Genomic DNA, 19,666 nt, shown 5'->3' with positions numbered 1-19,666 from the left:
TCCCGGCTCTTGACAAAGCGGCCCGAAGGTGCTATGGTTAGTTACACAAGTAATTAACAAACGAACAGTGGGCGGAGGTGAACTGCGTGCATGGAAGTTTGAACGACCAGTCGCTGATCTATCTGCAGATCGCGCAGATGCTGGAGGACGACATCCTCCGGGGCGTTTACCGGGAGGAGGAGCAGGTGCCCTCCACCAACGAGCTGGCCAGGGAATATAACATCAACCCGGCCACGGCGGCCAAGGGCATCAACCTGCTGGTGGCGGAGGGCGTGCTCTACAAGCGGCGGGGCATCGGCATGTTCGTTTCCCCCGGCGCCACCGCCGCGGTGAAGGAAAAGCGCCGCAAGGCCCTGGGCGAGGAGTATGTGCTGCCCCTTCTGCGGGAGGCCAGGTCCCTGGGCCTTGGCAAGGAAGAACTTTTGGCGATGGTGAAAGAGGCCATCGAACATGAAGGAGGAGAGAAGGCATGACGAGCGGAATTTTGCAGGCGAAGGGCCTGTGCAAATCCTACAAGGACAAACAGGTGCTGAAAAATCTGGACATCACCATCGAGCCGGGCAAAATCTACGGGCTCATCGGGCGCAACGGCGCGGGCAAGACCACCCTTCTGGGCATCCTCACCGCCCAGAACACCCACGATTCGGGCGAAGTGACCTATAACGGCGAGCCGGTGTGGGAAAACCCCAGGGCCCTGGAGGACCTGTGCTTTTCCCGGGAGCTCCAGACCACTTTGTTCTACGGTCAGAACAATCTGAAAGTCCGCCACTACCTGCAGGCCGGGGCCACCTTCTATCCCCGTTGGGATGAGGAATACGCCCGGCGGCTGCTGAAAGAATTCGGTGTGGAGGAGAAAAAGCGGGTGAGCCAGCTCTCCAAGGGGCAGCTTTCGATGGTGACCATCCTCATCGCCCTGGCCAGCAACGCGCCCATCACCATTCTTGACGAGCCGGTGGCGGGCCTGGACGTGGTGGCCCGGGAGCGGTTTTATCAGCTGCTGCTGGAGGACTACGCCCGCACCGGCCGCACCTTCATCATCTCCACCCACATCATTGAGGAGGCCGCGTCGGTGTTCGAGCGGGTGCTCATTCTGGACGGCGGGAGCATCATCGAAAACGCGGAGACGGAAGAACTGGTGGACCAGTTCCGCTATGTGTCCGGCGCGGCCGAGGAGGTGGACCGGGTGTGCGAAGGGATGACGGTGGTGCACCAGCGCGCCATGGGCCGCCGCAAGACCGCCGCCGTGCGGGACACCGCCGGCCGCCGGGCCGCCGATCTGGAAGGCGCAGGCGACGTGGACGTTTCTCCCATGAACCTGCAGAACGTGTTCGTGGCGCTGTGCGGCCACGAGCCGGTGGAATGAGGGGGGTGGCGGCATGGCGCGCTGTTTTCGGTTCCTGCTTCGTTTTTCCCTTATGAATCTCGCCATTTTCGCCGCCGCCGCGGCGGTCATCGTGGCCGGGGCCTTCGTCACCGGCGTGCCGGCGGGGAACTCAAACCTTTTTTCCACCTACTTCGACAGCTTCCCCGCCCTGGCGCTGTTCATCCTGTTCATGATGGCCTTTTCCATGACCGGCATCCTCACCCTGGCCCTCAACTTCGGGGCTACCCGCAACGCCCTGTTCGCTGCGATCCAGGGGATGCTGGCGGTCTATGCCGTGGGCGGCTGGGCCATCTCGGCCCTGTTTTCCGCCCTGCCTGTGTGGTGCGGCTGGCCCAGGGAGGGGGCGGCCACGGCGCTGATGCTCAACACCAGCCCTGCCTTTCTGGCGGCAGGGGCCGCCGCTGCGGTGCTGGGGGTGCTCAGCGGCGTGATGATGATCCGCAGCCGCCTTCTCGGGGGCCTGCTCATCGTTCTGGCGGTGCTGCTCTTGCTGGCGGGCACTTTCTGGCTGGTCATCACCGGCGGCGCCTTCTCCGGCGAAGGGTGGGGCAGCCTGCCCTGGCTGCTGCCCCTGGCGCTGGGCCTGGCCGCCGCAGTGGCGGACGCATTCTTGTATCGCTATCTCAAAGGCTATGTGGTGAGGTGACAGGGCCATGTTTAAAAAATTTCTGAAGATGAACGCCGAGGATTTCTCCCTTTACGCCGCGGTCACCGGCGGGCTGTTTTTGCTGGGCGAGGTGGTCATCCTCTGCGTGATGGCCTTTATGAAGCCGGACACCGGCATCTTTCTGGCGGGTATCGTGCTGCCCATCGTGGGGGCCTTCTCCCTGTTCATCATGAGTTTCACCAACTCGTCGGTGATGTTCGACACCGCTCTGCGCTTTGGCCGCACCCGGCGGCAGAGCCTGGGGCTGGTGGTGGCGCTGCTGGCCCTGGAAGGCGCCTTCGCCATGAGCCTGGCCGCCCTTCTGGCGCTGGCGGAACGCTTTCTGCTGCCCGGCCTCTGGGCGAAACTGGCGGGCTTTGAAGGCTGGAAGCTGGGTCTGGGCATGCCGCTGCCTGAGGGCAGCGGGCCCGCCCAGGCCGCCCTGCTTCAGATCGAGGACTTCGTGCTGGCCTGGTGGTGGTACCCGCTGCTGTGGGCGGCGGCGCTGGCGGCGGGCCTTTTCTGCGGGGCGCTGGTCCAGCGTTTTGGCCCCAAAGGCGCCTGGGCGCTGTGGGGCCTGTGGATGGCCGCGTGCTTCGGGCCGCAGCTGCTGGGCAAAAACGCCTATCTCGTCGGCCAATGGAGCTTCGGCCTGGTCGCGGGCGCGGCGGTGCTGGCGGCCGCGGGCCTTGTGTGGGCGGTGTGGTCGCTGCTTCACGCGGTGGTGCGCTGGTAAGGAGGCAAAAGCATGGTGCATGTGGTCTTTTCCACCTCGGAAAAAGGCAGCCTGCGGGTGGCGCTCTCCGGCCCGGGGGGCGCGGCGGCGGTGGCCGTCATCGGCGGCGCGGGCGGGCCTCTGGGCCGCCTTGCCGCAAAGCGGGAGTCCGCCCGCCAAAGGCAGCGGGCCGCCGGAGCCCTGCCTATGGAGGGCAGGCCCGCCGACGTGGTCTGCCTGCCCCTGGCTTTGAGCGTGGGGGATATTTCCGAGGCGGAACCGGGCGAAAAACGCAAGGCGGAGCTGGCGGGTCTTTGGGCCATGGACAGCGCCGAGAACGCGGAGGTGGCCGAAAAGATGCTGGCCGAAGCCCGCGGGGCGCTGGAAACCCTGCGCCGCCGGGCCGCCTGCGGCGAAGTGGTGCGGGTGTGGCAGAGCCCCGGTGCGGACGCTGCCTGCGGCATCCGTTCTCTGGCGGCCTGGCTGCGGCCTCTGGGCTTTGACAAGCTGCGAGTGGAACGGGTGCGGCTGCCGGAGTTTGAAGCACGGCCGGACGGCACCGCGGTGCGGTACGACGGCTGGGGCGAAGTGGAGCCCTGGCACTGGGCCGCGCTGGCCGACCCCACTCCCCTGCCCGCCCCGGCGCTGAACGCCCTGGCCCAGGAGTGGGCGCTGCTGGCGGCGCAGAACGCCCCCCTGCGGGTGGTGGTGAACGGCCGCCTTGTGAGCGTTCCGGAGGATTTTTACGACTGCTTCGTGCTGGAGGTCCTGCGCGCCCAGCCGCAAGAGTTCCGGGAGGCCGAGGCCATCGGGCGGCTGCTGTGCACATTGCGCCCCGGCGTGAGCGATGGCTTTGCCGCCAGACGCATCGAGGCGCTGGTGCAGAAAGGTCTTTTGGAAGAAATCGAGGGCCCGCGCCCCGGCCGCCCGGTCTACGACCGGGTGCTGCGCAAGGCCGGCCTTTGAAATACGCAAAAAAGGAGCCCCCATGCAAAAGGCATGGGGGCTCCCCTTCGTTTTCTTATTTCTTGTAAAGCACGTCGCGGATGCGCTCCAGCGCCTCCTGCAGCATGGCGCGGGGGCAGCCCGCGTTCAGGCGGATGTGGCCCTCTCCGCCGGGGCCGAACCAGCCGCCGGGCACGCAGATGACCGCCGCCTCCAGCACGATGCGCCGGAACAGTTCCTCGTCCGAAAGGCCCAGGCCCCGCAGGTCCAGCCAGCCCAGGAAGGTGCCTTCCGGCTTGGGCAGCTTTGCGCCGGGCATGTTCTTTTCCACAAATTCCGATGCAAAGGCCATGTTCTGCTCCAGATAGGCCAGCTCCTGCTCCATCCACTCCTCGCCCTCACCGGTGTAGGCCGCGATGGTGCCCTCCAGGCCGAAGGTGTTTTTCACATCCAGCGACATGGCCACCTGCATGGCGTTGAAGGCCTTGCGCAGCTCCTCGCTGGGGATGATGGAGTAGCTGGACTTGAGGCCCGCCACGTTGAAGGTCTTGCCGGGGGCGTTGAGCAGGATGCACTTCTGGCTGTACTTTTCGTCCAGCGCCAGGATGGGGATGTGCCGGTGGCCGGTGTAGACGATGTCGCTGTGGATCTCGTCGCACACCAGCAGCACGTCGTTGGCGGCGCAGATGTCCGCCACGCGGCGCAGCTCCTCCTCCTTCCACACCCGGCCCACCGGGTTGTGGGGGCTGCACAGCACCATGATCTTGTTCTCAGGCTTCGCCGCAAGCCGGGCCAGCTCGTCGAAGTTCATCTCAAAGCCGTGCTCGGTCTCCACCAGCGCGTTGTTCACCACGGTGCGGCCCGCCTGCTGCACGATGGTGGCAAAGGGGTCGTACACCGGCTGCTGGATGATGACGCCGTCGCCCGGCTGGCTGAAGGCGCGGATGGCGATGTTGATGCCCGCCACCACCGAGGGCAGCTGGGTCACCCACGCGGGGGACACATCCCAGTTGTGGCGGCGCTTCTGCCAGCCGCACACGGCGGCGTAGTAGCTCTCCATGGGGGCGCAGTAGCCAAAGATCTCCTTGGCGGCCCGCGCCTCGACCGCTTTCACGATGCAGGGCGGGCAGGCGAACTCGGTGTCCGCCAGCCACATGGGGATCATGGTCTCGGGGATCTCCCGGTGCAGATACATGCTCACCGCCTTGGCGTGCCATTTCATGTCGTTGGTGCTCTTGCGGTCCACTTTACGGTCAAAATCGTATGTCATGGGTCTTTCCTCCTTCGTTCCCCCGCCGGCGGCGGGGGCCTGCCGGCACAGCCGCCGGCAGGCTTATTTCGCGGTGTAGTTTGCCTCCAGCTTGACATGGCGGTTACGGGCGAAGGCCAGCACCACGGCCAAAGCCAGGATGCAGCAGTTGCCCAGGATCTGCACCGGCGCGGTGCTCACCAGCAGCAGCACGATGGAGATGACGGTGATGACCAGGGTCAGGCCGCAGACCACCTTCAGCACCGTGCCGCTCACATGGAACTTGGACTGGCCCCACAGTTCCGGCATGATCTTGGGCAGGCGCAGCGCCGAGTAGGCGATGACGCCGCGGATCGCGGTGGTCAGGATCACGGTGCTGTTGGCCACGGTGGTCAGGTCCAGGCCCACGAGGATGGGCACCAGGCCGATGAGGTAGAAGGCCAGCAGGATCCAGTGGGGGGTGCCGAACTTCTTGTTGCAGGTGGCCAGGCCCTTGGGCAGCCAGCCGTCCTTGCAGGCGCGCAGGGCGGGATAGGTCATCATGCCGATGGAGAAGTTCAGGGTGGTCAGCAGCGCGAAGATGGCGCCGCCCACCACGAAGAAGGTGTGGACCGGGCCGGGCATGAACACAGCGGCGGACACGCTCAGGGGCTGGTTCGCCACCTCGCTCACCGGCAGCACGCCGGCGGCGATGGTGCTCATCACAGCATACAGCACCACGATGGCGCCGGTGGAAACGATGATGACGAAGGGAATGTCCTTGGTGGGGTTCTTGGCTTGGGAGCTGTAATTCACCACATAGGTCGCGCCGCCGCAGGCGAAGTTCAGATACACGGAGGCCAGCAGAAAGCCGGTGATCCCGCCGGTCATGAACTGGTCAGGAGCCATGTAGTCCGGCTGGATGTGGCCGATGCCGAACGCCACATAGGCGCCGATGGCCACCGCCAGCACCACGCACAGGATGTTCTGCAGGCGCGCCGCCTGCTTGATGCCGAACAGGTGCATGCCGAACAGGGCGGTGAGCACGATGAAGCTCAGCAGCTTCACGTTCACGCCGGGCACCAGGGCCAGGAAGTAGTCGGCGAAGGACAGGGTGTACATGGAGATGGCCAGCGACATGGCCAGGTTCACGAAGGTGTAGATGCCGGCCAGCTTCTGGCCCGCCAGCACGGCGATCTGGGAATACTGGCCGCCGGGGAAATTGGCGGTGCCGCCGATGTAGATCTGGGGAATGGCGGACACGATGGTCAGCACGCCCGCCAGCAGATAAGCCAGATTCACCGACCGGCCGGTGAAGCCGATGGCGATGCCGGTCATGGTCATGATGCCCACGCCGATGATCTGGCCGATGGCCATGGAGAACAGGTCGGTGCGCGTGAGTTTTTTGTTCTGGGCGCCGGTTTCAGTTTGAGACATGGTTTGATTCCTCCTTGATTCAGGTCGTTGCAGCGTTGAGATGCGATCGTTTCCCCGCCGCCCCGCCGGGCCCTGTGCCCTGCCCGGGGCGATTTTGGCCTGCACCTTCCTTTCAATTCGTTACATGCTAACGCAAATGTGTTTCAAAAAGCCGGCGCTCCCGTCGGCAGGGGCCCTTTTTGTTAGCTGCTAACCTATTTGCCCAAAAAGAAACCGCCGGGCCTTCCGGCGATGGAAAAAGGCAGGTTTGCCATGTCGGAAAACTTGTTAGCTGCTAACATAAATTATAAAAAGAAGACCTCTGCTTTGTCAATTTGGCAAAACAGAGGTCTTTTGCAAGAGTATTTGTGTATTTTCACAACAATCGCTCGCCAATGTCCTTGTTCACCGTCTCGAACAAATCGCGCATGCGGGCTTCGTAGCGCAGCACAAGGCTGACTTCTTCGTCGGAAAAGCCGTCCAGCCACTGGCTGATGTAACCGTAGTTGCGCTGGTCGGCAGCCTGGTGGCGGCGGCACAATTCCTTGCCGGCGTCGGTGAGCCGCACGATGGACTGGCGACGGTCTTTGGGGTTCGCGGTGCGCTGCACCAGCCCCTTTTTTTCAAGGCGGCCGGCCAGCTGCGACACCGCCCCATGGGTCACGCCCAGACGGGCGGCCAGCTCCGAAACGGTGGGCTCGCCGCCGGGGCCGACCGCAGTGAGAAAGTGCGCCTCCCGCATGTAGAGCATCATGCCGGGGGCATAAAGGTGCTTTTCGTTCAGATACCGCTCATAGGCCTCCATGCCGCGGCGCTTTTCCTCCATCAGGGCCCGGATCAGTTCCACGCGCTCCATTCCGTTTCCTCGCTTTTCTGGCAGTTCTGCGCTGATTTCACATCGCGCGGTTTTTAATCTTACGCTCTTTTTTCATCCTGCGCAAGTGCTTTGCGGGACGGACCTTTTTCAGCTGCCTTTGATTCTGTAATACACCGCGAAGGCCGCGCGGCTCACCGGCTCGAACAGCCCTGTTTTCACCAGGGCTTTGCGCGCCCGGTAGCCCAGCGCCCGCCGGTCCGCCTCGGTGTTGGCCACGTCCATGAAATAAATTTTCTCCGGCGCAAAGTTGTGGTCGGCCCAGATGCAGAGCAGATACTCCGAGACAAAGCCGCACATGCGCGGGTCCAGGATGCCCTGCGCTTCGCCCAGGCGCTCGAACTCCTCCAGCAAAGGGAACATCCAGGCGCTGTAGGCGCAGAAGGTTTCCCGCTTTGCAACGAGCATATTGCCGAAGCTGGCCCGGCGGCCGTAGACGAATTTTTCAAAGGAGGGCATGTATTCCGGGCAGCGGCGGGCAACGATGTCCTCCAGCAGCAGCAGGGGCTTGTCCTGCCCTTCCCGGGGCTTATTGTGATAGAGCGTGCCGTTGCAGACCAGTTTGTAAACGGGTTTTGGCAGGATGACGGCGTATTTCTCCAAAAGGGCGGCGGCCTCGGCGGCGGTGAGGATCTGGCTCATCACGTCGGGGGCGTACATGTCCTTCACAAAATACCGCCGGTAGTGCACAAGGCCCATCACCCGGGGCCCGGTCAGGTTTTTCCAGGCCCAATACTGGGCGGTGAGCTCGCAGTACTGGGGGTTTTTCACCGAGATGTTCTCCCCTTCGTCGTCCCGCTGAAAGCCCAGGTCCTTCTGGGCCAGCGCCGCGCCCACCTGCACCGGCAGGTAGCCCTCCAGCGCGGGCGGGTCAAAGGGCTTGTGGGCCGCGATCAGGATCGCCGTTTCGCCCATGGTGCGTCCTCCTTTGCAGCCCGGCATGCGGGCGGTTGGTCTCCCGCTTATTGTACCACAGCGCGCCGGGGCTTTGCAACGGCAAAGCGCCCGCCCCCCTTTGTTGCAAGAAGCCCCGTTTTTTGTTATACTTTAGTCTGTATAAGTGTGGGCCGCGCGGCCAAACAAAAACAGCGGAGGGAAATGCGATGAAGGTGATGTGGGTCCTGGATTTTCTGCCGCCCGCCTTTTCCCGCCGGCTGGGCCTTGCCCCCCAGGCCAGCGGCAGCTGGGCGGTGAGCCTGCTGGCCGCCCTGCCCAAAGAAGGGCTGGACCTGATCCTGTGCAGCTTTTCGCCCCAGCTTTCCGCCCCCCGCCGGGAAAAGATCGACGGCGTTTCCTATCTCGGCCTGCCCGCCGGGGACCGCCCGGCGCTGGAAAGGGCGCTGGCGGAGGAAGCGCCCGGCCTCATCCAGCTGTTCGGCACCGAGAACGACCACGCCGCCTGGGTGCTGGAATGCTTTGACCCGGAAAAGGTGCTGGTGTATATCCAGGGCCTGGCCGGGCCCTGCGGCGAACACATGGCCGACGGCCTGCCGCCCCGCTTTCTGCGCCGCCAGCCGCTAAAAGAGGCGCTGGCAAAGCGCACCGGCGGGCTGACCGTTCTGGCCCAGAAGGAGCGCCTGCTGGCCCGGGGCGAACGGGAGCGGGCGGTGCTGGCAAAGGCGCGGCACATCCTGGGCCGCACCGGCTGGGACAGGGCCTACTGCGCCGCCATCGCCCCCCGCGCGGAGTACCACCACCTGCCGGAGATCATGCGCCCGGTGTTCTATCCCGGCGGCTGGCAGCGGCAGGCCGCCCAGCCCCACCGGCTGTTCGTCAGCCAGGGCAACATCCCCCTGAAAGGGCTGCACCGGGCCATCGAGGCGCTGGCCCAGCTGGCAAAGCAATGGCCGGACGCCCAGCTTTTCGTGGCGGGCTGGCCCCCGCCGGACAAAGGCCCCCTGCTGCGGCCCCTGGTGCACTGGCTGGCGGAATACCCCGGCTATCTGGCCAGCCTTGCCCGCCGGCTCGGCGTCGAGGGGCGCATCCACTACACCGGCGTTCTGAACGCCGAGGGCATGCGCCAGCAGTTCTTGCTGGCGGAGACCTACCTGCTTTGTTCCAGCATCGAGAACAGCCCCAACTCCCTGGGCGAGGCCATGCTCACCGGGGTGCCCTGCGCCGCCGCGGCGGTGGGGGGCGTGCCCAGCATGCTGAGCGAAGCGGAGGGCGAGCTGTTCGACCCCGCCGCCCCCGGCGAAATGGCAAAGGCGGTGGCCGCCCTCTGGGCCGACCCGGCCATGGCGGAGGAAAAAGCCGCCGCCGCCCGGGCGCGCGCCCTGGCCGTTCACGACCCGAAGGCCGTGGCCGCCGCCCTGCTGGACCTTTACCGCCGCCTTTGCCCCGGCGGCTGATCCCAAGAAAAGGAGGCGGACCCCATGGCCCCTTTGGTGACGGTCGTCATCACCACCTACAACCAGGAGCACTACATCCGCAAGGCCATCGACAGCGTGCTGGCCCAAAAGACGGATTTCGATTTTGAAATTTACATCACCGAAGACTGCGGCTCCGACGGCACCCGGGCCATTCTGGAAGAATACGCCGCGAAGTACCCCCAGCGCATCCGGCTGAACCTGCGCGGGGAAAACGTGGGCATCAGCCGCAACTGGTACGAGGGGCTTTGCGCCGCAAAGGGCGAGTTCGTCTGCACCCTGGAAGGGGACGACTGGTGGCGGGACGAGCGCAAGCTGCAAAAGCAGGCGGATTTTCTGCGAAGCCACCCGGAGTATCTCGCGGTGAGCCACACCCTGCTGCTCACCGACGACGCCGGGCGCACCTACGGCACCCTGCCGAAGGATAAGCGCATCCTGAACGCCGACGCCACCATGCCCCTGTTTTTGCGGGGGATCACCTATTCCTGCACCGCCTGCATGGTGCGCAACATCTTCCGCACGCCCGACCCGGCCCGGGAGGCCTATGTCACCGCCAACCGCAGCATCGCGGATTTTGCCTTGTGCATGCTGTATCTGGACGGCGGGCGGGTGTTCGTGATGGACGAGGCCATGAGCGCCTACCGGGTGGGCGGGCCTGGCGCCGAGCACAAGAACTACAACACCCGGGCCGGCGCCGTGAAAAAATACGCCGATTTTCTGGACGTGGTGCTGGCGAGCCGCAGCTATTTCGGCCGCCGCTATTCCTTCACCCGGTGCCTTTTGGCGGGCACCTTCTTCCCCCTCATCGACCGCATCAAATACGGCGGCCTGGGCCCCTTCCTGAAAGAAATGGGCCGTCTGCCCGCCGGGGCAAAGCTCGCCCTGCCCGTTTACTTTACGGGGCGCTGCTTTGGCCTTGTTTGGAACAAGCTCTTTTGCAATAAGGAGGCCAAGGGATGAGCGAAGTGCTGCTGAGCGTCATCGTGCCGGTGTACAACGCCGCCGCCACGCTGGAAAAGTGCGCGGCCAGCGTCCTTGACCAGGCCCCGGCAGCCGCCGAGCTGATTTTGGTGGACGACGGCTCTTCTGACGATTCCCCCGCCCTGTGTGACCGGCTGGCGGCAGAAGATGCCCGCGTGCGGGTCATCCACCAGAAAAACGGCGGCCCCAGCGCCGCCCGCAACGCCGGGCTCGATGCCGCGTCCGGAAAATATCTTCAGTTCGTGGACGCGGACGACTGGCTGAACCCCGGCCTGTACGACGCGGTTCTGCCCCTCTTGGAAGAAGGGGCGGACGTCTGCTTTTTCGGGGTGGACACCCTTTGGGGCGAGGTGAACGAGGCCCTGCCCGCCGGGCGGATGGAATCACTGGCGTGCCTTGCCGGGAATTTCAGCTATTATCTCGTGGACACCGGCCTGTTCGCCGCGCTCTACAACAAAATTTTCCGCCGCGCCGCCCTTTCCGGCGTGCGCTTTGACGAGGCGCTGAAGGTCAACGAGGACCTTCTCTTCTGCCTTTCGGCGCTGGAGCACTGCGGCCCGGCCTATTTTATCCCCGCGGCCTATTACGTCTGTGACAACCGGGCGGAGGGCAGCCTCTCCCGCCGGCTGCGCACCGACCTGCTGGACGCGGAGGAGTACACCCGCCCGGCCCTGGCGGCCTTTCTGGCCCATTTCGGCGCGTCGGAGGATGAGACCCGGCAGGTGCTCCTGAAGCGCCAGGGGGGCGTTGCCGCCGCCCAGTGCGCCATGCTGCTGGGGCGCAGGGGGGCGCTGCCCTTCGGGGAATGCCGCCGCCTGTTTGCCCGGCTGCTGGCGCCCGCCCACTGCCGCGGCGCGGTGGCTTCCTGGGTGCAGCGCTGCTACACCGGCCCCGCCCGCCTTGTCTACGGGGCGTGCGTGCGGCTGCGCCTTGCCGGGGCGCTGGCCTTTGTGCGTTCTCTGCGCGCCGGAAGCTGAAACTTTTCTGAGGAGGCTTTTTTCATGCCCGCTGTCATCAGCTGCGTGATGCCCGTCTACAACGCCGGACAATATCTTGAGGCGGCGGTGGAGAGCATCCTCAGCCAGGATTACCCCTATTTCGAACTGATTTTGGTGGACGACGGCTCCACCGATTCCTCCCCCGCGATCTGCGGCGGATTCTCCCGCAAGGACGACCGGGTGAAGCTGCTCAGCCGCCCCAACGGCGGGGCCGCCGCCGCCCGCAATGCCGGCTTTGCCGCCGCCGCCGGGCGCTACCTCACCTTTGTGGACGCGGACGACATCCTGAAGCCCGGCGCTTTTGCCGCCATCGCCCGGGCCGCCGCCTCCTCCCCCGACCTCATCAGCTACGGTTTTGAGTGGCGGGAGGGCGAAAAAAGCACCCCGGCGGTCTACCCCGCTTTCCAGTGCGGCCTCGAGGGCTTCTGGGAGCATTTCGTGGGCTACTATCAGGCAAACCAGTTCTTCTCTTTGTGCAACAAGGCCTACAGGCTGGAAACGGTGCGTCAGGCGGGCCTTTCTTTCGACACTGCCCTTCGCACCGGGGAGGACGTCGCCTTCAATTTCGCCTTCTGGCCTCATATCGGCCAGATGGCGCATCTGGGAGAGAGTTTCTACGAATACTGGGTGCATCCTGCCACCCTGACCCACGCCGCCACGCTGGACAACCTCGTCACCAGCCAGCGGGTGCTGGACCAGATGGAGGCCTTCGTTGCCGCCGCCGGCCACCCGGAACTGGCCGCCCCCCTCATCAAGAGCCAGCGCCCCCACGACGCGCTGAGTTTTTACACCCTGCTTTTGGACCGCACCAAATCCTACCCGCTGGAAAAGCGTCAGGCGGCGCTGGCGGCCCTGTTTGAAAGCCCGGTCTGGTACCCCGCCCTGCTGGAAGGGCTGGAAAGCATCCCCGGCCTTTACGGCAAGTATCTCCGTCTTGCCGCCCGCCGCAAAAGCCCCGCCCTCGCCTGCCTGCCCCTGCGGCTGCGGGGCGCAAAATAACCCCTTTCAGGAGGCGCGTTCATGCCCACCATCAGCATCATCACCAGCGTCTACGACGCGAAGGACTATCTTCCCCTCACCGTGAAAAGCATCCTGGCCCAGACCTTCACCGATTTCGAGCTCATCCTGGTGGAGGACGGCAGCCCCAACGGCTGCGGCGAGGTGTGCGACGAACTGGCAAAAACCGACGGGCGCATCCGGGTGGTGCACAAGCCCAACGGCGGCCCCGCCAGCGCCGCCAACGCGGGGCTGGACGCGGCGAAGGGCCGCTACATCAGCTATGTGGATTCCGACGATCTGCTGGAGCCGGACTTTCTGGAAACCCTCTACAACATGGTGCAGGAAAGCCGCTGCCCCCTGGCGGCCTGCGGCGCCGAGTGCATCGACGAGGAAGGAAGCCGCCTGGGCCAGGGCGTGACCATCGCCGAGGACCTGCTGGGCGAGGGCGACGCACTGAACCAGTTCTACGACGTTCTGCGGGACGGCGGCATGTACTGCATGGTCACCTGGAACAAGCTCTACGACGCGCGGCTTTTTGAGGGCGTGCGCCACGACGAGACCATGTTCTTCGGCGACGACGCGAATATCATGGACAAAATTTACGACGGCCGGCGCATTGTTGCCACCAATAAGCCCCTCTATCTCTACCGGGTGCGCACCGGCAACATGACCAGCGCCGCCTTCTCGGCAAAAAAGCTGGACGACCTGCGCCTTTACGGCGGCTGGGTGGACTTCTTCGCCCAAAAGCCCGGCCGGGCGGACCTATACCGCCGTGCGGTGGCCCGCTACTGGCAGGTGTTCTATCTCTTTTATGTCCACGCCCGCGAGGCCGGGCCCCTCTCGCCCGCGCTGAAAGCCGGCTTTGCAAAGCACAAGAAAAAACTGAACGGGCTGCTTTCCGCCATTCTGCGCTGCCCCTATGTGCCCGCCGCCGAAAAGCTGCGGGCGGCGCTGTTCGTGCTGAGCCCGGAAGGCTGCTACCGTCTGGCGGCGGCCCGGGGCAGCCTGCGCAGGGGGAAGGAGGCGGGCGCATGAGCGAAGAAAAACGCCCGGCCATCAGCGTCATCGTGCCGGTGTACAAGGTGGAGGACTGCCTGCCCGCCTGCGCCGAGAGCCTGCTGGGCCAGACCTTCACCGATTTTGAGCTGATTTTTGTGGACGATGGCAGCCCCGACGGCTGCGGGGCCCTCTGCGACGGATACGCCGCGAAGGACGGCCGGGTGAAGGTCATCCACCAGCAAAACGGCGGCCTTTCCGCCGCCCGCAACGCCGGGCTGGACATCGCCAAAGGCGAGGCCATCGCCTTTGTGGATTCCGACGACGTGGTGGCGGCGGACTATCTGGAAAAGCTGCACGCCGCCCTGGAAGAAGCCGGGGCGGACATGGCTCTGTGCGCCGTGGAGGACGTGGACGAGGGGCTGGCTCCGCTGGGCGAGCGGGCGCTCACCCTGCCCGCCGCCGCGGGCGTGTTCGGCGGCAAAGACCTGCTGGCGGAGTTCTTCGGCCCCGCCTCCACCTACTACACCGTGGCCTGGAACAAGCTCTACCGCCGCAGATTGTGGCAAGACCTGCGCTACCCCGCCGGGCGCATCCACGAGGACGACGCGGTGGCCCATCTGCTCTTCTGGCAGGCGAAGAAGGTCGTCTGCCTTGCCGACGTGCTCTATTTCTACCGGCTGCGCCAGGGCAGCATCTGCCGCACCGGGCTGCGCCCCTCCGCCTTCGACGGAGTGGACGCGGCGGCGGCCCGCTGCCGCTTTTTCACCGCCCATTCCCGTCCCGACCTGGCGGCGCTGGCCCTGCCGGGGGCATGGCGGCGGTATCTTGCCCTCTGCGCGCAGTGCGGGGAGAACGCCCTCACCTGGCCGCTGGCCGCCCGCTGGCAGGAGGCCCAGGCCCAGATGGCCACCCTGCTGCCCCTTCTGAAAAACTGCCCCGGCCTTTCCGCCCGGGAAAAACTCAGCTGCCGCCGGTGGGCAAAGCGGGCGCTGCCCCTGCCCCCGAAAACGGACAAGATGCGGGTGGCGCTGCTGCTGCCTCCCGGCCTGCCGGTGCCCGCCGTGAAGGGCGGCGCGGTGGAGACCCTGGCGGAGCATCTGGCCCGCCAGAATGCCCGGTTCAAAGAGATGGAGCTGGCAGTGCTGTGCCAGTGGGACGAAGAAGCCGCCGGCGAATCCGCCCGCTTCGCGGACACATTGTTTTATTATCAAATGCCCCCGGCTCAAGACCTCGGCCACCGGCTGGCGGTGCGCCTTTCGGCCCTTGTGGGCAAACCCATCCACTGGAACCGCTGGTACGCGAAGCCCCTCCCCTTTTTGAAGCGGCTGGACGCCGACTGGTATCTGGCCGAGGGGGGCGACCTTACCGGCTGGCGGCAGGCCAGCCGCGCGCTGGGACGGGGGCGCTTCGTAGCACATCTCCACGGCGAGACGCCGGGCAGCGCGGCGCTGGACGAGATATGCCCCCGCGCCCTCTGCATCAGCCAGTTCGTGCGCAGGGCCTGGCTTGCGGGCAGCGGCGAAGGGCCCGAAAGCGCCGCCCTTGTGCCCAACTGCGCCGATCTTGACCTTTTCTGCCCCAAGGCAAAAGCGGGCGAGGCCACGGCCCTGCGGGAGAAGCTGGGCTTTGGCAAAGGGGATTTTGTGGTGCTCTTCTGCGGGCGCACCAGCCCGGAAAAGGGCGTGCACCAGCTGCTGGCAGCCATGGCGAACATCCCCGATGAGCAGGTGAAGCTGCTGGTAGTGGGCAGCCCCTTCTTCGGGGCCAAAGCCCGCTCGGGCTACGCCGACGGGCTGCAAAGCCGAGCCGAGGCGCTGGGCGGCCGGGTGAAGTTTGCCGGTTTTGTGCCGAACCCCGAACTGCCCGCCTATTACCGCATGGCAAGCGCGGCCTGCTTCCCCGCCCTCTGGCAGGAGCCGGCGGGCATCACCGCCATCGAGGCCATGGCCTGCGGCTGCCCGGTCATCGCCACCGCCTCCGGCGGCCTGCCGGAATATCTCGAGGGCAGCGGGGCGGTCATCCTGCCCCAGAGCGAGGTGTGGGAGGACGGGCAGCTGCGCGGCGTGGCGGGCGTGCCGCCGCTGGAAAACACCATCGCCGAGGCCATTCTGGCGCTGAAGGCCGACCCTGCCCGCGCCGCCGCCATGGCAAAAGCCGGGCGGAAGGCCGCCGGGCGCTACGCGCCCGAAACCTACTACCGCACCCTGCTGGCGGCGCTGCAAAGCTGGGGCCGCCGGGAATAAGCAAAGGAGCATTCCGCCATGGAACCATTGGTCAGCATCATCGTGCCGGTGTACAACGCCGAAAAATATCTCCGCCGCTGCCTCGGCAGCATCGCCGGCCAGACCTTTGCGGACTTTGAGTGCATCCTGGTGGACGATGGCTCCACCGACGGCTCGCCGGTCATCTGCGACGAGTGGGCCGCAAAGGACGGGCGTTTCCAGGTGATCCACCAGAAGAACGGCGGCGCCTCCGCCGCCCGCAACGCCGGCATCGAGGCCGCCCGGGCCCCCTGGCTGCTTTTTGCCGACGCGGACGACGCCCTGGCCCCCGACGCGGTGGAGACCCTGCTGGCCCGGCAGCTTGCCGAACCGGGTGTTTTTATGGTGTTCGCCTTCACCGAGGAATGGGACTGCCTGGGCAAAGAACAGCGCCAGCCTCCCGAGGTGCGCTACCGTGCTCAGGACTTTGGGCGCATGTATGCCGACACGCCCCTGGCAGCGCCCTGGGGCAAGCTGTTCAGCGCCGCGCTGGTGGAAAAGGCGGCCTTGCGCTTTGACGTGGCCATGCGCTGCTATGAAGACCGGCCCTTCGTCACCGACTACCTGCGGGCCTTTTTTGAGCGGGATTCAAAGGCGGAGTGCCTGTTTATCAACCGACCCCTTTACTATTATGAAAACGGCAACGCCGCCAGCCTGAGCAAAAGCGACCGTAGCCGCCTTGCCCCCAGCCATTACGAAGCCTTTGACCGGCTGCTCGCCGACTGTTTGCAGCAGTACCACACGCCGCCCCAAGACCTGGCTAAGATCGTGATGGAGTACCTCAACACCCTGCTCTACGGCGCGTGGTGCACCCCGGCAAAGGAGCGGCGGCGGGCCATGGCCCGCTTTTACAAAAGCGGCGAGTACCGCCGCCTGATGGATTTTTTTAAACAGAACCGCCTTTACGAAGCGCGGTATCTGCCCCTGCGCTTTCATGCAACGGCCCTGGCGGTGGCGCTGGACCAAAGCCGCCTTGTTCCGCCCATGGCCCTTTATTGGAAATTCCACTGGCTGGGGCTTTACACCCTGTGCCGGGGCTGGAAGCCCCTCATCCCCACCGGCTGATCCGCCGGGTTTCGCACCGCCCGCCGGGCGTGCCATGATCAAGTTTTCGAAAGGAGCGTGCCGCCCATGGCCCAGCGGCCCTTTTTCACCATCCTGACCCCAGTGTACAAGGGGGCAGACTTTGTGCCCGGCTGCGCCGCCAGCGTGCGGGCCCAGGGCTTTGCCGACTATGAGCACCTGCTCATCGATGACGGCAGCCCCGACGAGAGCGGCGAAGTCTGCGACCGGCTGGCGGAAGCGGACGGGCGCATCCGGGTGCTGCACCAGAAAAATGCCGGCGTCACCGGCGCGCGCAACGCGGGGATCGCCGCCGCGAAAGGGCGGTATCTGCTGTTTCTCGACCAGGATGACCGCCTGGGTCCCTGCGCCCTGGCTGCCATCGCCGCGGCGCTGAAAGACGCCGGCGACGACCTGGTGAGCTGGCGGCACCACGACGTGTGGGAGGAGATGTGCGCCGACGCAGCCAAGGCCCTGCCCACCCGCTATACCCAGCCCCGGTTCGGCAAGCTTTACTGCACCGGCACGGTGCACTATGTGTGGACCAAGGCCTTCCCGGTGGACTTTCTGCGCGAAAACGGCCTGCGTTTTGACGAGGCCATTCGGGACGGCACCGACGACCTGCCCTTTGTGTTGGCCTTCTGGCGGGCGTGGTTTGCCGCTCATCCGGCGGCGGGCATCCGCTATATTCCCCAGCCCCTTTACTATTACGAAATGCACAACGACGCCAGCGTGAGCAACCGGCCCCAGCCTTTTCTGCCCAGCCATTTGGCCATGTTTAGCGACCTGTCGGAGGATTTTCTCTGCCGCTATCATGTGCCCCCCGCCGAGATGGGCTTTTTGTGGTATCAGTGCCTGCACACTCTGGCCTATGGCGTTCTGTCCACTCCGCCCGAAAAGCGCGTCGCGCTGAAAGCCGGGCTTTTGCAGGACAGGCGCTTTGCGGCCATTCTGCGCCACATGGGCGAAGAGCGGGTCTACTCCCCCTACTACCTGCCTTTCCGCTGGGGGCAGCTTTGGCTGGTGGCCTTTATCGCCCGCTCTTTTGAGGGGGACCGGCGCTGGTTTTGGCGGGCCTACCGCCTGGGCCGCCCGCTTTTGGGAAAAAGCTGGCGGGAGGTTTTCTGACAGAATTTTCGTCTTTTCTATCCCTCAAGGGCCGTTTCATGGTATAATAAGATGTTAACACTGTGCGGCCCTTCGCCGCAGCGCAAAGGAGTTTTTCCATGGATAACACATCCCAGCAGCAGTGGACCACCATCATCAAGCCCCGCACCGGCTGGTTCGACATTGACCTGAAGGAGCTGTGGCAGTATCGGGACCTGGTGGTCATGTTCGTCAAGCGCAGCTTTGCCACCCTTTACAAACAGACCATCCTCGGCCCCGCCTGGATCCTCATCAACCCGCTGCTCACCACCGTCATCTTCACGGTGGTGTTCGGCGGCATCGCGGGCCTGGCCGAGTCGGGCGTGCCCAGCTTTCTGTTCTACATGGCGGGCAACGCCATCTGGTCCTTTTTTGCTTCCTGCATCACCGGCACGGCCAACACCTTTGTGACCAACGCGGGGCTGTTCGGCAAGGTGTACTTCCCCCGGCTGACCATGCCCATCTCCCAGGTGCTCATCTCGCTGGTGAACCTGGTCATTCAGATGGTGATGTTCTTCGTTTTCTGGGTGTGGTTCTACTTCTTCGGCCAGGCCTACGGCGCCGTGCAGATGAACCTGTGGGTGCTGGCGCTGCCGGCGGTGCTGCTGCTGGTGATGGTGATGGGCCTGGGCGTGGGCATCATCGTGTCCAGCCTGACCACCAAATACCGGGACCTGGCCATCGTGGTGAGCTTCGGCGTGCAGCTTTGGATGTACGCCACGCCGGTGGTCTATTCCATGAGCGAGATCGCCGGGAACAGCCCCCGGCTGCTGGTGCTGATGCGCCTGAACCCCATGACCGAGCCGGTGCAGGTGTTCCGCTACGCCCTGCTGGGCTGCGGCGAGGTCAGCCCCGCCTGGCTTTTGTACAGCGCCGCGGTGGCCCTGGTGACCCTGGTGGCCGGCGTGGTGCTGTTCAGCCGGGTGGAAAAAACCTTTATGGACACGGTGTGACGCGGGAGGAAACGAGACAATGACGATGCAGACACAAACCGCCCGCGAGCCGGTGATCGAGATCACCGGGCTGAAAAAACAGTACCGCCTGGGCCAGATCGGCGGCGGCACCCTCACCGCCGACCTGCAAAGCTGGTGGGCCCGGGTGCGGGGCAAAGAGGACCCCAATCTGCCCATCGGCACCGACACCCGCCTGTTCGGCCAGACCTTCATGGCGCTGAACGGGGTGGACCTGACGGTATTCAAGGGCGAGGCCCTGGGCATCATCGGCCGCAACGGCGCGGGCAAATCCACCCTGTTAAAGCTGCTCAGCCGCATCACCGCCCCCTCGGCGGGCGAGATGAAGATCAAGGGCCGGGTGGCCAGCATGCTGGAGGTGGGCACCGGCTTCAACGGCGAGATGACCGGCCGGGAAAACATCTACATGAACGGCTCCATCCTGGGCATGACCAAGGCCGAGGTGGACGCGAAGCTGGACCAGAGCATCGCATTCTCCGAGTGCGGCGAGTTCATCGACGCCGCGGGGAAGCGCTATTCCAGCGGCATGTTCGTCAAGCTGGCCTTCGCGGTGGCCGCCCATCTGGATTCGGAGATCATGGTGATGGACGAGGTGCTGGCGGTGGGCGACATGAAGTTCCAGCAGAAGTGCCTGGGCAAGATGAGCGACGTGGCCGGCCAGGAGGGCCGCAC

Annotated in this window: 19 protein-coding genes; 15 read left to right on the top strand and 4 right to left on the bottom strand. The window is 65.1% G+C overall.

What is annotated here, in order from left to right; genetic code table 11:
- Nucleotides 1–86 precede the first annotated feature (86 nt).
- Genes ACH2AT_RS04400 through ACH2AT_RS04380 form a run of 5 tightly spaced genes read left to right on the top strand, consistent with a single transcriptional unit; the run spans nt 87 to nt 3,711 of the window.
- Nucleotides 87–473: a GntR family transcriptional regulator gene (locus tag ACH2AT_RS04400; protein WP_394963988.1), complete on the top strand. Its 387-nt coding sequence runs from the start codon at nt 87–89 to the stop codon at nt 471–473.
- Nucleotides 470–1,363 (top strand): ABC transporter ATP-binding protein, encoded by an 894-nt coding sequence (locus ACH2AT_RS04395; protein ID WP_394963987.1) that lies wholly within the window; start codon nt 470–472, stop codon nt 1,361–1,363. Before ACH2AT_RS04400 ends, ACH2AT_RS04395 begins: the two co-directional genes overlap by 4 nt.
- 13 nt (nt 1,364–1,376) lie before the next feature.
- On the top strand, nt 1,377–2,030 hold the full coding sequence (locus tag ACH2AT_RS04390; protein ID WP_394963986.1) for a hypothetical protein: 654 nt from the start codon (nt 1,377–1,379) through the stop codon (nt 2,028–2,030).
- Nucleotides 2,031–2,037: 7 nt separating this feature from the next.
- Nucleotides 2,038–2,766 carry a hypothetical protein gene (locus tag ACH2AT_RS04385; protein ID WP_394963985.1) on the top strand — a complete coding sequence of 243 codons (729 nt, stop codon included), beginning with the start codon at nt 2,038–2,040 and terminating at the stop codon, nt 2,764–2,766.
- A gap of 12 nt (nt 2,767–2,778) precedes the next feature.
- Nucleotides 2,779–3,711 (top strand): DUF3658 domain-containing protein, encoded by a 933-nt coding sequence (locus tag ACH2AT_RS04380; protein WP_394963983.1) that lies wholly within the window; start codon nt 2,779–2,781, stop codon nt 3,709–3,711.
- A gap of 55 nt (nt 3,712–3,766) precedes the next feature.
- Here ACH2AT_RS04380 and ACH2AT_RS04375 read toward each other — a convergent pair whose 3' ends face one another.
- The 4 genes from ACH2AT_RS04375 to ACH2AT_RS04360 form a co-directional block, all read right to left on the bottom strand.
- Nucleotides 3,767–4,960 (bottom strand): MalY/PatB family protein, encoded by a 1,194-nt coding sequence (locus ACH2AT_RS04375; protein ID WP_394963982.1) that lies wholly within the window; start codon nt 4,958–4,960, stop codon nt 3,767–3,769.
- Between the two features lie 63 nt (nt 4,961–5,023).
- Complete coding sequence (locus ACH2AT_RS04370) at nt 5,024–6,355, bottom strand: APC family permease (protein ID WP_394963980.1); 1,332 nt, start codon at nt 6,353–6,355, stop codon at nt 5,024–5,026.
- Between the two features lie 355 nt (nt 6,356–6,710).
- Complete coding sequence (locus ACH2AT_RS04365) at nt 6,711–7,190, bottom strand: MarR family winged helix-turn-helix transcriptional regulator (RefSeq protein WP_394963978.1); 480 nt, start codon at nt 7,188–7,190, stop codon at nt 6,711–6,713.
- Nucleotides 7,191–7,298: 108 nt separating this feature from the next.
- The gene (locus ACH2AT_RS04360; protein WP_394963976.1) at nt 7,299–8,123 is read right to left on the bottom strand and encodes a DUF4422 domain-containing protein; all 825 of its coding nucleotides are present in this window, start codon (nt 8,121–8,123) and stop codon (nt 7,299–7,301) included.
- 188 nt (nt 8,124–8,311) lie between these two features.
- Here ACH2AT_RS04360 and ACH2AT_RS04355 point away from each other — a divergent pair, with 188 nt between their 5' ends.
- From ACH2AT_RS04355 to ACH2AT_RS04310, 10 genes are all read left to right on the top strand, one after another.
- The gene (locus tag ACH2AT_RS04355; protein WP_394963974.1) at nt 8,312–9,559 is read left to right on the top strand and encodes a glycosyltransferase family 4 protein; all 1,248 of its coding nucleotides are present in this window, start codon (nt 8,312–8,314) and stop codon (nt 9,557–9,559) included.
- A 24-nt stretch (nt 9,560–9,583) separates the two neighbouring features.
- A complete protein-coding gene (locus ACH2AT_RS04350) occupies nt 9,584–10,537 on the top strand; it encodes a glycosyltransferase family 2 protein (RefSeq protein ID WP_394963972.1) in 954 nt (317 codons plus the stop codon).
- Complete coding sequence (locus tag ACH2AT_RS04345; protein ID WP_394963971.1) at nt 10,534–11,535, top strand: glycosyltransferase family 2 protein; 1,002 nt, start codon at nt 10,534–10,536, stop codon at nt 11,533–11,535. Before ACH2AT_RS04350 ends, ACH2AT_RS04345 begins: the two co-directional genes overlap by 4 nt.
- 24 nt (nt 11,536–11,559) lie before the next feature.
- A complete protein-coding gene (locus ACH2AT_RS04340) occupies nt 11,560–12,555 on the top strand; it encodes a glycosyltransferase family 2 protein (protein ID WP_394963969.1) in 996 nt (331 codons plus the stop codon).
- A gap of 21 nt (nt 12,556–12,576) precedes the next feature.
- The gene (locus ACH2AT_RS04335) at nt 12,577–13,590 is read left to right on the top strand and encodes a glycosyltransferase family 2 protein (RefSeq protein ID WP_394963967.1); all 1,014 of its coding nucleotides are present in this window, start codon (nt 12,577–12,579) and stop codon (nt 13,588–13,590) included.
- The gene (locus tag ACH2AT_RS04330) at nt 13,587–15,797 is read left to right on the top strand and encodes a glycosyltransferase (RefSeq protein ID WP_394963965.1); all 2,211 of its coding nucleotides are present in this window, start codon (nt 13,587–13,589) and stop codon (nt 15,795–15,797) included. Before ACH2AT_RS04335 ends, ACH2AT_RS04330 begins: the two co-directional genes overlap by 4 nt.
- Before the next feature lie 18 nt (nt 15,798–15,815).
- Nucleotides 15,816–16,880, top strand: a complete 1,065-nt coding sequence (locus ACH2AT_RS04325; RefSeq protein ID WP_394963963.1) for a glycosyltransferase family 2 protein — start codon at nt 15,816–15,818, stop codon at nt 16,878–16,880.
- Between the two features lie 66 nt (nt 16,881–16,946).
- Nucleotides 16,947–18,005, top strand: coding sequence for a glycosyltransferase (locus ACH2AT_RS04320; RefSeq protein WP_394963961.1), 1,059 nt, complete (start codon nt 16,947–16,949; stop codon nt 18,003–18,005).
- A gap of 98 nt (nt 18,006–18,103) precedes the next feature.
- Nucleotides 18,104–18,976 carry an ABC transporter permease gene (locus ACH2AT_RS04315; RefSeq protein WP_394963959.1) on the top strand — a complete coding sequence of 291 codons (873 nt, stop codon included), beginning with the start codon at nt 18,104–18,106 and terminating at the stop codon, nt 18,974–18,976.
- A 19-nt stretch (nt 18,977–18,995) separates the two neighbouring features.
- On the top strand, nt 18,996–19,666 hold a 671-nt coding region (locus tag ACH2AT_RS04310), incomplete at its 3' end, for an ABC transporter ATP-binding protein (protein WP_394963958.1).

This window comes from Candidatus Allofournierella excrementigallinarum, assembly GCF_944388085.1.
GTDB classification, from domain to species: domain Bacteria; phylum Bacillota; class Clostridia; order Oscillospirales; family Ruminococcaceae; genus Allofournierella_A; species Allofournierella_A excrementigallinarum.
Note: the sequence above shows the minus strand (reverse complement) of the source record. Positions and strands in the feature narration are given on the sequence as shown.